The 12,074-nt window shown below is 74.3% G+C and carries 11 protein-coding genes; 6 read left to right on the forward strand and 5 right to left on the reverse strand.

Going from position 1 to position 12,074, the window contains the following annotated elements; all coding sequences use genetic code 11:
- Nucleotide 1: 1 nt before the first annotated feature.
- Nucleotides 2-1,561 (reverse strand): glutamine-hydrolyzing GMP synthase, encoded by a 1,560-nt coding sequence (gene guaA / locus PH191_RS09140; RefSeq protein ID WP_420791771.1) that lies wholly within the window; start codon nucleotides 1,559-1,561, stop codon nucleotides 2-4.
- Nucleotides 1,562-1,640: 79 nt separating this feature from the next.
- On the opposite strand from guaA, the gene PH191_RS09145 reads away from it, so the two are divergent.
- On the forward strand, nucleotides 1,641-2,255 hold the full coding sequence (locus PH191_RS09145; RefSeq protein WP_274194301.1) for a PadR family transcriptional regulator: 615 nt from the start codon (nucleotides 1,641-1,643) through the stop codon (nucleotides 2,253-2,255).
- On the forward strand, nucleotides 2,252-3,583 hold the full coding sequence (locus PH191_RS09150) for an FAD-dependent oxidoreductase (RefSeq protein ID WP_274194302.1): 1,332 nt from the start codon (nucleotides 2,252-2,254) through the stop codon (nucleotides 3,581-3,583). The genes PH191_RS09145 and PH191_RS09150 overlap by 4 nt, the downstream gene beginning before the upstream one ends.
- Before the next feature lie 32 nt (nucleotides 3,584-3,615).
- Here the strand turns inward: PH191_RS09150 and PH191_RS09155 are convergent, their stop codons facing one another.
- Nucleotides 3,616-4,770: a cytochrome P450 gene (locus PH191_RS09155; RefSeq protein ID WP_274194303.1), complete on the reverse strand. Its 1,155-nt coding sequence runs from the start codon at nucleotides 4,768-4,770 to the stop codon at nucleotides 3,616-3,618.
- A 70-nt stretch (nucleotides 4,771-4,840) separates the two neighbouring features.
- Between PH191_RS09155 and PH191_RS09160 the strand changes: the two genes are divergently transcribed.
- Both PH191_RS09160 and PH191_RS09165 read left to right on the forward strand, forming a co-directional pair.
- Nucleotides 4,841-5,470, forward strand: coding sequence for a TetR/AcrR family transcriptional regulator (locus tag PH191_RS09160; RefSeq protein ID WP_274194304.1), 630 nt, complete (start codon nucleotides 4,841-4,843; stop codon nucleotides 5,468-5,470).
- A gap of 56 nt (nucleotides 5,471-5,526) precedes the next feature.
- Nucleotides 5,527-6,162, forward strand: coding sequence for a maleylpyruvate isomerase family mycothiol-dependent enzyme (locus tag PH191_RS09165; protein ID WP_420791772.1), 636 nt, complete (start codon nucleotides 5,527-5,529; stop codon nucleotides 6,160-6,162).
- Between the two features lie 25 nt (nucleotides 6,163-6,187).
- On the opposite strand, the gene PH191_RS09170 is transcribed toward PH191_RS09165, so the two are convergent.
- From PH191_RS09170 to PH191_RS09180, 3 genes are read right to left on the reverse strand one after another with little or no spacing between them, the layout of a single operon-like run.
- Nucleotides 6,188-7,237, reverse strand: coding sequence for a maleylacetate reductase (locus tag PH191_RS09170; protein WP_274194306.1), 1,050 nt, complete (start codon nucleotides 7,235-7,237; stop codon nucleotides 6,188-6,190).
- Nucleotides 7,238-7,242: 5 nt separating this feature from the next.
- A complete protein-coding gene (locus PH191_RS09175; RefSeq protein ID WP_274194307.1) occupies nucleotides 7,243-8,109 on the reverse strand; it encodes a dioxygenase family protein in 867 nt (288 codons plus the stop codon).
- On the reverse strand, nucleotides 8,106-9,065 hold the full coding sequence (locus PH191_RS09180) for an amidohydrolase family protein (RefSeq protein WP_274194308.1): 960 nt from the start codon (nucleotides 9,063-9,065) through the stop codon (nucleotides 8,106-8,108). Before PH191_RS09180 ends, PH191_RS09175 begins: the two co-directional genes overlap by 4 nt.
- A 95-nt stretch (nucleotides 9,066-9,160) precedes the next feature.
- Here PH191_RS09180 and PH191_RS09185 point away from each other — a divergent pair, with 95 nt between their 5' ends.
- Together PH191_RS09185 and PH191_RS09190 are read left to right on the forward strand one after the other, a co-directional pair.
- Nucleotides 9,161-10,765 (forward strand): bifunctional 3-(3-hydroxy-phenyl)propionate/3-hydroxycinnamic acid hydroxylase, encoded by a 1,605-nt coding sequence (locus tag PH191_RS09185; RefSeq protein ID WP_274194309.1) that lies wholly within the window; start codon nucleotides 9,161-9,163, stop codon nucleotides 10,763-10,765.
- A gap of 50 nt (nucleotides 10,766-10,815) precedes the next feature.
- Nucleotides 10,816-12,054: an MFS transporter gene (locus PH191_RS09190; protein ID WP_274194310.1), complete on the forward strand. Its 1,239-nt coding sequence runs from the start codon at nucleotides 10,816-10,818 to the stop codon at nucleotides 12,052-12,054.
- The last annotated feature ends 20 nt before the right edge of the window (nucleotides 12,055-12,074 follow it).

Consider the following 12,074-nt stretch of genomic DNA (forward strand, 5'->3'; position numbering starts at 1 on the left):
GTCACTCCCATTCAATCGTCCCCGGCGGCTTGCTCGTCACGTCCAGGACCACGCGGTTGATCTCGGCGCACTCGTTGGTGATCCGGGTGGAGATGCGTTCGAGCACGTCGTAGGGCAGGCGGGTCCAGTCGGCGGTCATCGCATCCTCGCTGGAGACGGGACGCAGCACCACCGGGTGCCCGTACGTGCGTCCGTCACCCTGGACGCCGACCGAGCGGACGTCGGCGAGCAGCACCACCGGGCACTGCCAGATCACCTCGTCGAGGCCCGCCGACGTCAGCTCCTCGCGGGCGATCGCGTCGGCGCGGCGCAGGGTGGCGAGCCGCTCGGCGTCGACGGATCCGATGATCCGGATCGCGAGCCCCGGGCCGGGGAACGGCTGGCGGCGCACGATCGTCTCGGGCAGGCCCAGCTCGGCGCCGACCTTGCGCACCTCGTCCTTGAACAGCGCGCGCAGCGGCTCGACCAGCGAGAACTGCAGGTCGTCGGGCAGGCCACCGACGTTGTGGTGCGACTTGATGGTGGCCGCGCCGGAACCCCCGCCGGACTCGACGACGTCGGGGTAGAGCGTGCCCTGGACCAGGAAGTCCGCGCCCTTGCCCTCGGCCACCTCGCGCGCCGCACCCTCGAAGGACCGGATGAACTCCCGGCCGATGATCTTGCGCTTCTCCTCCGGGTCGACGACGCCGTCGAGCTCGCGCAGGAACGTCTCCGCCGCGTCGACGGTGACGAGGTCGACGCCCGTGGCGGCGACGAAGTCGCGCTCGACCTGGCCGCGCTCGCCCTCGCGGAGCAGGCCGTGGTCGACGAACACGCAGGTGAGGCGATCGCCGATCGCCCGCTGCACCAGCGCCGCGGCCACCGCGGAGTCGACGCCGCCGCTCAGGCCGCAGACCGCGCGGCCGTCGGGGCCGATCTGCGCGCGGATCGCGTCGACGGTCTCGGCGATGATGTTCGCGGTGTTCCAGTCGGCGTCGACGCCGGCGACGTCGCGCAGGAAGCGCCGCAGCACCTCCTGGCCGTGCGGCGAGTGCCCGACCTCCGGGTGGTACTGGACGCCGGCGAACCGGCGGGCCACGTCCTCGAACGCCGCGACCGGCGCGCCGGGCGACGACGCCGTGACCGTGAAGCCCTCGGGCGCCTTGGTCACGCCGTCGCCGTGGCTCATCCACACCGGGTGCGCGTCGGGGAGGTCGTCGTGCAGGCGCCCGGGCTCGGTCACCGACAGCTCGGTGCGCCCGTACTCCCGCGCGCCGGTGTGCTCGACGACCCCGCCGAGCGCGCCGGCCATGAGCTGGAAGCCGTAGCAGATGCCGAACACCGGCACCCCGGCGTCGAACAGCGCCGGGTCGACGGCCGGCGCCCCCTCCTCGTACACGCTCGCGGGCCCGCCGGAGAGCACGATCGCCGCCGGGTCCTTGGCGAGCATGTCGTCGACGGCCGTCGTGTGCGGCACGACCTCCGAGTACACCTGCGCCTCACGCACCCGCCGGGCGATGAGCTGCGCGTACTGAGCGCCGTAGTCGACGACGAGGACGGGTCGGTCACCACTGCCGGTCACGGTCCCCATCGTGCCCGACGGCCACCGCCGACCGGACCCTTGCCGTCTTAGTGTCAATGACACTAGTGTCCCCGCTACCATGACTCAGCGCTCCGGACTCGCCCTCGCCGTCCTCGCCCTCGCCGCCGAGGAGCCCATGCACCCGTACCGGATGCAGCAGCTCCTGCGGGAGCGCGGCAAGGACCAGGTGGTCAACGTCGGCCAGCGCTCGCAGCTCTACAAGACGATCGACCGCCTCGTGCGCGACGACCTGCTCGTCGCCCGGGCCACCGAGCGGGAGGCGACGCGCCCCGAGCGCACCGTCTACGCGGCCACCGACGCCGGCCGGGAGCTGGCGATCACCTGGACCCTCGACATGCTCACGGCACCGCGCCACGAGTTCGCCGAGTTCACCGCCGCGCTGGCCTACCTGCCACTGCTCGACCCCGAGGTCGCCGCCGACGCGCTGGCCCTGCGCCTGTCCGACCGGCGCGGCGAGCTCGAGCGGGTGCGCCACGACCTCGAGAAGGCGCCCGACTTCCTGCCGCGGATCGTCGTCGTCGAGGCCGAGTACGCGATCGCGCACCTCGAGACCGACGTCGCCTGGATCGCCGCCCTGCTCGACGACCTCCGCTCCGGCGCCCTCACCTGGGACCGCGCCGCCCTGACCGACATCGCACGCCGGGCGGATCCCGGCGGGGAGGACCGACCATGAAGGTGATCATCATCGGCGGCGGGACCGGCGGCATGTGCCTCGCCCACGGCCTGCGCCGCGCCGGCATCGACGTCGCCGTGCACGAGCGCGACCGGACCCGGACGAGCGGTCTGCACGGCTACCGCGTCGGCATCTCGCCGAACGGCGCGCGGGCGCTCAAGGCGTGCCTCGACCCGGCGCTCTTCGCGACGTTCGTCGCCACCACGGCCGCGCCCTACGACACGCTCGCGATGGTCACCGAGCGGTACCGGACGCTGCTCACGATGTCGTTCGACGACCTGCCGCACACCAGCGGCGACCCCGAGGACAGCGAGCACAACGTCAGCCGGATGACCCTGCGCCAGGTGCTGTTCACGGGCATGGAGGACGTCATCACGTTCGACCGCCGCTTCACGCACTACTCCCAGCACCCAGACGGGCGCGTGACCGCGCACTTCGACGACGGCAGCTCCGACACCGGCGACCTGCTCGTCGGCGCCGACGGCGCGGGCTCGCCGGTGCGGCGCCAGTACCTGCCGCACGCGACGCACACCGAGACCGGCCTGGTCGGGATCGGCGGCAAGACCCTGCTCACCGAGCGCACGGAGACCCTGCTGCCCGAACCCGTGCGGAACGGCTTCGGCATGTACTTCGACCGCCGCGGCCAGTTCGGGATCACGCACGTGATGCGAATGCCGTGGGGCAGCCGGAACGACGAAGGGCTGACGGAATGGCCCGGCCTGCGCTTCGACAACACCACCGACCACGTGTCCTGGGCGATCACGACGTCCCGCTCGCTGGCGCCCCCCGACGTCCTCGACCGCACCGACGCCGACCTCGTCACCCTCGCCGGCGAGCTCAGCGCCGGCTGGGACCCGCGCTGGCTCGAGCTGATCGCCACCTCCGACCCCGGCGCGGCGGTCGCGCTGGGCATCCGCACCGCCGACCCGGTGCCGGCGTGGACCCCGAGCACCGTGACGATGCTCGGCGACGCGATCCACACCATGACCCCGGGTCGCGGGGCGGGCGCCAACACCGCGCTGCGCGACGCGCGCGAGCTGCGCGACCGGCTCGTGCGCGTCCGGGACGGGGAGCTCGGGCTCCTCGAGGCCGTCGGCGAGTACGAGGACCTCATGCGCCGGTACTCGTCGCTCGCCGTCCGCGAGTCGCTGGAGTTCATGAACGACAACGGCACCGCCCGGCGCCCGGTGATCGGCCCGCTCTCGGTGCTGGCCCAGCGCACCGGGATGCGCCTGGTCGACCGCATCCCGCCCGCCAAGCGCCGGATGGCCCGCGGCTTCCAGAAGGTGCGGGACTCCGAGCTCGTCCGAGGGCCTGCGGCCACGTGAGGGATTCGGGTCGTCCGGACGACCCGGTTCCCTCACGTGCGGAGCATCAGCGCGAGAGGTCCCGCGTCCACCTCGCCGCGGTGCCAGGGCACATCCTCGAGCGGGACGGCCAGGCGGAGCCCGGGGGCGCGGCGGGACAGCGCGGTGAGCGCGGCGGTGATCTCCAGCCGTGCCAGCGCCGCACCCAGACAGTGGTGCGGGCCCCGCCCGAAGCCCAGGTGCGGGCCGCGCCGCCCGGGGCACAGCGCCTCGGGGTCGTCGAAGCGGGCCGGGTCGTGGTTCGCCGCCTCGATCCGCAGGAGCACCTCGTCGCCCGCGGCGACCGCGACGCCGCCGAGCTCCAGGTCCTCCTGGGCCCAGCGCGGGAAGACCTCGACGCCCAGGCGCCGGACGAGCTCGTCGACGAGGCCTTCGACGTCGGCCCGCTCGGCGAGCCCGGCCAGGGCGTCGGTGCGCAGCAGGTGCACCACGGCGACCGCGAGCCCGCCCCGCACCGTGATCACCCCGGCCGCCAGCAGCGCGCTGACGAGGGCGACCAGCTCGCCGTCGCCGAGGCGCCCGTCGTCGGCGTCGTCCACGGCGACGAGGGCGCCGAGGAGATCCTTCCCGGGGTCCTCGCGCGCGGCCGCGACGAGCCCGGCGGTGAACGTGGTGAGCGCGCCCCACGCCCGCTCCGCCTCGGCGAGCAGGGCCGGGTCGCCCGCGGCGGCCATCGGATCGGCGCGCAGGGCGTCCTCGACCAGGCCCCGGAACTCGGGGTACTCAGCCAGGTCGACCCCGAGCAGCAGCCCGAGGCTCCCGACGGCCAGGGGCGTCGACAGCACGTCGACCAGGTCGACCGGGCCGTCGGCGTCCACGAGCGCCGCGACGTGGGCCTCGGCGAGCGCGGTGACCCGGGGCGCCAGCTCGGCGATCCGGCGCGGGGTGAACGCCCGGGCGACGAGGCGGCGCAGGCGGGCGTGGGCCGGCCCGTCCTGGAACAACGACGCCCGCTCGTCGACGGGGATGCCGGGCGGCACGAGCCCGAGGCGTCGGTCGGCGAGCCCGGCCGCGACCAGGTCGTAGGACGTGACGAGCCACGCGCGGCGCCCGTCGGCGCGGACGACACGGGTCACCGGCCCGGCCGTCCGGTCGTACGCCGGCGGTCCCACCGGGTCCGGGCGTTCGAGCGGCAGCGTCTGCTCCACGACTCCTCCTCGACGTTGCGGGTGCAACGTGAAGAATGACGATACAAGTGCAATGTGACAAGGTGGCGGCGTGCCGAAGCAGGTCGACCCCCACGAGCGCCGGACGCTGCTCGCCGACGCCCTGCTCCGCGTCGCCGCCACCCGCGGGCTGATGGACGTGAGCCTGCGCCACGTCGCGGCCGAGGCCGGGGTCACCGCGGGGATGGTGCAGCACTACTTCCGCACCAAGGACGAGATGATGGTCTTCGCGTTGGACGTCGTCTCCGCCCGTGTCCAGGCCCGTCTCGAGGCCGACCCGACCACGCACGACGGGCCAGGGGCACTCGTGCGCGCCCTGCTCGTCCAGCTCCTGCCGGTCGACGACGACCGCGTGCTCGAGGGCCGGGTCGCGATCGCCTTCCACGCCTACGCCGCGAGCCGCCCCGCCGTGGCGACCCGTCTGCGCGAGGACACCCGGGGGATGCGCGCCATGATCGCGGAGCAGATCCGGTCGGAGGGACACGGCGCCCTGGACCCCGAGCAGGCCGCCACCGGCCTGCTCTCCCTCGTCGAGGGGCTGGCGGTCCACGTGCTCGGCGGGCACGTCACCGCCGACCACGCCGTCTCCACCCTCGACGCCCACCTCGCGATGGCCTTCGGCCACGTGAGTGTCCTGGGTCGTCCTGACGACCCAAGACACTCACGTGCGGAGCATCGATGAGTTCGCGACGCGGCGACCGTCCACCTCCCGACGCATCCGCCGACGAAGGGATCCTCATGCCCGTGGCCGACACCGGCACCGTCTACGCCGCCACCCACGTCGAGCGTGCCGCGCTCGCCGACGACCTCGCCGGGCTCACCGACGCGCAGTGGGCGACGACGTCGCTGTCCGACCGGTGGACGGTCGAGGAGACCGTCGCCCACCTCACCGCCGCCGCGAGCATCGGGCCGTGGCGCTGGGTGCGCAGCGTCCTGGGTGCGCGGTTCGACTTCGACCTGCACAACGACCGCCGCCTCGCCGAGCACCGCGGCGCCACGCCCGCCGAGACCCTCGCCCGCTTCCGGGCGGTGCGGGACAGCACGACGTCGACGTGGGGCCCGAAGGCGGCGTGGCTCGGCGAGGTCGTCATCCACGGCGAGGACATCCGCCGTCCGCTCGGGCTCGTGCGTACCCCGCCGGTGGAGACGATCACCACGGTCGCCGAGTTCGTCGCGAGCCGCGACTTCACGGTCGCCGGGAAGACGGTGAGCGAGGGCCTGCGCCTCGAGGCCACCGACGGCCCGTTCGCCGCCGGCGCCGGCCCCCTGGTCACCGGGCCGACGCTGGCGCTCGTCATGGTCATGGCCGGGCGCGCCGCCCACCTCGACGACCTCGACGGACCCGGTGTCGCGACGCTGCGCAGCCGACTCTGAGCCCGCCGCCTCGAGAACGCCGCCTCTAGAACGCCGCCTCGAGAAGCGCCGTGAGGCTCTCCCGGGTCACCGGGGCGGGGTTCGCGTAGGGCGCGGCGAGCACCTGCTCCACGACGCGGGGCAGCCCGTCGGCGGGCATGCCGAGGGCCGCCAGCGAGGTCGGGGCGCCGAGGTCGCGCGCCCGGCTCGCCAGGCCCTTCGCCACCGTGTCGGAGTCGGGACCCACCCCCAGCGCCCGGCCCAGCGCGGCGACCGCCGCCGGCGCGGCGGGGCCGTTGTGAGCGACGACGCGCGGGAGCACGACGGCGTGGGTCTCGGCGTGCGGCAGGTCGAACGAGCCACCCAGGACGTGGCAGAGCTTGTGGTGCAACGACATCGTCGTCGCACCGAGCACAGCCCCGCAGAGCCACGCGCCCTGCAGCGCCCCGGACCGCGCGTCCAGGTCGTCGGGCGTCTCGACGATGACCGGCAGCGCCGCCAGCAGCGCCCGCGCGCCCTCCTCGGCCATCACCGCGGTGATCGGCGTGCCGTCCGGCGCCCACAGCCCCTCGACGGCGTGGGCGACGGCGTTGAGCCCGCTGGTCACCGACAGACCGACCGGCAGGGTGCGCGTCAGCTCGGGGTCGTAGACGACCGAGCGCGGCAGCACCGCGCGATCCCGCCCGGTGCGCTTGACCCCGTCCTCGGTGACACCCCACACCGGGGTCATCTCCGATCCGGCGTACGTGGTGGGCACGGCGACGACCGGCAGCCCGTGGCGCAGCGCCACGGCCTTGCCCAGGCCCACCGACGACCCGCCCCCGATCGTGACGCAGCCGTCGGCGCCCAGCTCGCGGGCACGGTCGGCGGCCGCGGCGGCCACCTCGACGGGCACGTGCTGGCGGGCCTCCGCGAAGACCCCGGTGGCCCGGCCGCCGAGCCCGTCGGCGGCCGCGCGCAGCGTCGCCTCCTGCTCGGGCGTGCCGAGCACCAGCACCCTGGTCAACCCGAGGCGCTCCAGCTCCTCGCCCAGCTCGGCGAGACGGCCGGGGCCGAAGACCACGCGCATCGGCAGGGCGTCGTGGACGAAGCGCATGCCGGTCAACCTACGTCGACCGCGGCCGAGGAGGCGGGGACCAGGACGACCTCGACATCGGCGTGCCGGTAGGGCCGGTCGAGGCCCTCGGCGTCCTCGTCGACGTTCCCGAACTCCACGACCAGGTCGGACTTCACCGCGAACACCGCGTCCTGCTCGAGGTACGGGCTCCCCGCCACGAACAGGTGCGTCGTCAGCGCCCCGAACCCCGGCGACGAGACGAGCAGGTGCACGTGCGCGGGCCGGTAGGGGTGGCGCCGGGTGGTGCTCAACAGCGCGCCGACGGGCCCGTCGGTGGGGATCGGGTAGTGGCCCGGGACGACGGTCCGGAACCGGAACCGACCCTCGTCGTCGGCGTGGAAGAGCCCGCGCCCGTTGCCCGCCGGCTGCACGTCCGGTTGCTGGACGTCGTAGGAGCCGTCCTCGGCGCACTGCCAGACGTCGATCTCCGCGCCGGGCACGGGCCGCCCGGACGGGTCGACCACGCGGCCGGTGACCAGCGCGCGCCGGCCACCGCCGACGTCGTCGATGCTGTCCCCGAGCGCGCGTGCCGGGGACGACGTCATGTGGAACGGGCCGAGGACGGTGCTCTCGGTGCCCCCGGAGTCGACCGCGGGACCGTTGAGCGTCTCCACCAGCGACGACACCCCGAGCACGTCGGAGAGCAGGATGAACTCCTGGCGGGTGTCGTCGCACATCGCGCCGACGTCGGCGAGGAGGCCGATCGCGGTCTCCCACTCGGCCACCGTGGGCTCCACCTCGCGCACGAGCTCGTGGAGGTGCACGACGACGCGCTCGAGGATCGTGCGCAGACGCTTGTCGGGCGTGGAGGCGAAGCTCGCGAGCACCTCGTCCGTGAGACCCGTGCTCACAGGCGCAGCAGCCGCTCGGCGTTGCCGTGCGCGATCTTGGCGCGGTCGGCCTCGCTGATCGGGGCGGTGCGCAGGAACTCGGTGGCGACGTCCATCTCCTCGAAGGGGTAGTCGGTGCCGAAGAGGATGTGGTCGGACCCCAGCGCGAGCAGCGAGCAGAGCAGCGGCGCGGCGGAGCAGACGCCGCTGGTCGTGATGTAGAGGTTGTGCCGCAGGTACTCCGAGGGGCGCCCGCGGGCCAGTTCGATGCCGTGGTGGGCGTGGAAGTCCCAGCGGGAGTCCAGGCGCCAGAGCACGAACGGCAGGGCCTCGCCCATGTGCCCGAGGAGCAGCTTCGCCTCGGGGAAGTCGTCGAACACGCCCGAGAAGACCAGGCGCAGGGCGTGCGACGCGGTGTCGGTGCCCCAGCTCCACATCGGGCCGATGAGCTCGGGGTGCCCGGAGAGCACGTCCGCCGCGTCGACGCCGTTGGCCGGGTGCAGGTAGAGCGGGACGTCGAGGCCCGCCGCGTACTCCCAGACGACGCGCAGCTCGGGGTCGTCGAGGTAGCGGCCCCGGGTGTGGGCGTTGACCAGCGCCCCGCGCAGACCGAGCTGCGTCACCGAGCGCTCGAGCTCCTTCGCCGCGGCCTGCGGGTCCTGCAGCGGCAACGCGGCGAAGCCCGCGAACCGCGTCGGGTGGGCCTCGATCGTCGCTGCGAGCAGGTCGTTGACGGCCGAGGCGCGCGAGACCGCGGTCGCGGCGTCCGGCTCGGCCTGCAGGCCCGGCGAGTTCAGCGAGAGCACCTGCACGTCGAGCCCGGCGGCGTCCATGCGCTCGAGCCGCGCCCCGGTGAGGTCGAGCAGCCGGCGCGACATCTCCGCCCACACGTGGGGTTCCGCAATCGTCGCCGTGCCCGCGCCGTACCCGGCGAGCTCCTCGGTGACGAAGTGCTCTTCCAGCCCGATCGTCCGCATCCTGACCCCGCTCCTGTGATTCACCATCGCGCATTGACTTCCTCAATGATGAATCCTACCGTTCGTCGGTGTCAAACCTCACAGGAGGAGCACGCATGATCGAGAGCGCCGGAGACGGAGCGCAGCGGAGCTCGACCCTCGACTCCGAGACCGTGGACGTGGCCGTCGTGGGCTACGGCCCCGTGGGGATGGCGACGGCCGCGCTGCTGGGCGCCGCCGGGCACCACGTCGTCGTGCTGGAGCGCTACGCCGGGCTCTACAACCTGCCCCGGGCGGCGATCTTCGACGACGAGACGATGCGGACGCTGGCGCGTCTCGGCGTCGCGGAGGAGCTGCTGCCGAAGCTGCACGTGCAGCGGAACTACGAGTGGCGCAATGCCGCGGGCGAGCTGCTCATCGAGCACGACTTCGCCGCGACCGGGCGCTCCGGCTGGGCGGAGTGGTACATGATGTACCAGCCCGAGCTGGAGGACGCCCTCGACCGGCGCGCCCGCGGCGCCGGCGTCGACGTCCGGTTCGACAGCCCGGTCACGGGTCTGGCCGACCACGGCGACCACGTCGAGCTCCGGGTCGGCGGCCGGGAGCCGCACCGGGTCCGGGCCCGCTGGGTCATCGCCTGCGACGGCGGCAACAGCTTCGTGCGCTCGGCGCTCGGGCTGGCGATGGAGGACTACGGGTTCTCCGAGCCGTGGATGGTGTGCGACTTCCGCTTCCGCGACGCCGCCGCGGCGCACTCCGTGCCCACCGCGCGGCAGGTCGGCGACCCGGCCGGCCCCACCTCGATCATCTCGCTCGGCCCGGCGCACCACCGCTTCAGCTACATGCTCGACTCGGTCGAGGACTTCGACGTCGAGCGCGACCCCGAGAAGGTGTGGGCGCGCACCACCCGCTGGCTCTCCCGCGACGACGCCGAGCTCATCCGCGTCGCCACCTACACGTTCCGCTCCCTGGTCACCGACCGGTGGCGGGTCGGGCGCGTCCTGCTCGCCGGCGACGCCGCGCACCAGATGCCGCCGTTCCTCGGGCAGGGCATGTGCTCGGGGATCCGTGACGCCCAGAACATCGCCTTCAAGCTCGACGCCGTCCTGCGGGGCCGGCTCGCCGACGACGTCCTCGACACCTACCAGCAGGAGCGCGAGCCCCACGTCCGCGCGGTGATCGAGAAGGGCATCGAGCTCGGACGCCAGCAGACGGTGCGCGACCCGGAGCGCGCCGCCGAGCGCGACCGCGTCCTCCTCGGACGCCGGGCGGCGAACCAGAAGCCCGACACCATCCGCTTTCCCGGGCTGGTCGACGGCCTGCTGGCGACGGCGTCGGGGCCCGGGCGCGGGGAGCTCGCGGTGCAGGGCGTCGTCGACGACGGCACGGTGCGCGACCGGCTCGACCAGGTCGTCGGGCACGGCGCCCACCTGCTGCTCGACGCCCGCAGCGTCACCCTCGACGACGACACCGCCGCGGTCCTCGCCGCCGCGGGGGTCCGTGTCGTCGCGCTGCACCCGGCCGGGACACCCCTGACCGACGGCCTCCTGGACACCGACGGCACCCACCTCGCCTGGCTCGCGTCCCTCGGGGTCGTCGCGGCCGCCGTCCGTCCCGACCTCTACGTCTTCGGCACCGCGACCGACGCCGACACCACCGACGCCCTGGCCCGCGAGCTCGTCGCGGCGCTCGGCGCGCCCAGCCCGGCCCTCCAGCACTGACCAGCCACCAGCCAGCACCCACCCTCGCCGACGACGCCAGGAGCCCCTCGATGACCGCCCCACCCGCACGCGCCACCGAGCGCCTCGTCCTGGTCCTCTCGGCCGGCTTCGCCGCGCTCGAGGGCTACGACCTCGCCTGCTACGGCGTGACCGTCCCGTCCCTGCTCGCCGACCGCGGCTTCGGCGCCGACAAGGCCGCCGCCGGCACCGTCGGCTCGCTGGTGGCCATCGGCATGCTGCTCGGGGCCGCGATCTGCGCGGCCACCATCCGCCGGGCCGGCAGCCGGCGGCTGCTGATCGGCGGCGCGGGCCTGTTCTCCCTGGGCATGCTCGTGTGCGCGATCGCGCCGACCTTCGCCCTGTTCGGGGCGGCCCGCCTCGCCGTCGGCGTCGGGCTCGGCATCGTGCTCCCGACGGTGACGGCCTACGTCGCCGACCTCTCCGCACCGGAACGCCGGGCCCGCAACGTCGGCATCATGATGTCCGGGTACGCCGCGGGCGCCCTGCTCGCCCCGCTGCTGGGCGCCGCCCTCCTGACCGGCGGGAGCTGGCGCTGGATCTACGTCATCGGCGCCGCCCCGGCGATCGTGCTGCTCCCGCTCGCGATCCGGATGCTCCCCGAGAGCCCGGTGCACGAGGAGTCGGGCGGCGCCGTCGCCCGGGGCGACCTCCTGGGCCTGCGCCCGCTGCTCGCCCCCGGGGTGCGGGGCGCGACGCTGCTGTTCTGGGCGATGTCGTTCTGCGGCCTCCTGCTCGTGTTCGGCATCAGCACCTGGCTCCCGACGATCATGCAGACCGCCGGCTACTCGCTCGGCTCGTCGCTGCTGCAGACCGCGGCCCTGTGGGTCGGCGCCGGTGTCGGCATGGTGCTCGGCGGACGCATCGCCGACCGCGTCGGCATCAAGCCCGTCGTCGCCGTCGCGTTCCTCGCCGGCGCCGCGAGCCTGCTGGTGATGAGCGCCCGCCCCGCGCTCGGCGTGCTGTTCCTGCTCATGTTCGTCGGCGGGCTCGGGCTCATCGGCTCGCAGGTGCTCACCAACGCCTACATCGTCGGCCACCACCCGCCGGAGCTGCGCGGGCGGGCGATCGGCTGGGCGCTGTCGATCGGGCGCCTCGGCGCGATCGCCGGCCCTCTCATCGGCGCGGCGATCCTGTCCTCCGGGCTCGGCGTGGCGTGGAACTTCTACCTGTTCGCCGTGCCCGGGATCGTCGGGGCGCTGCTGGCGCTCGCGGTCCCCGCGATCCGGTCCCGCGCGGCGGCGCCGGACTCGGCCCGGGTCACCGCCTGAGACCGTGACTACGCTCCTCG

Source organism: Actinomycetospora callitridis, from assembly GCF_028737265.1.
Lineage (GTDB): Bacteria > Actinomycetota > Actinomycetes > Mycobacteriales > Pseudonocardiaceae > Actinomycetospora > Actinomycetospora callitridis.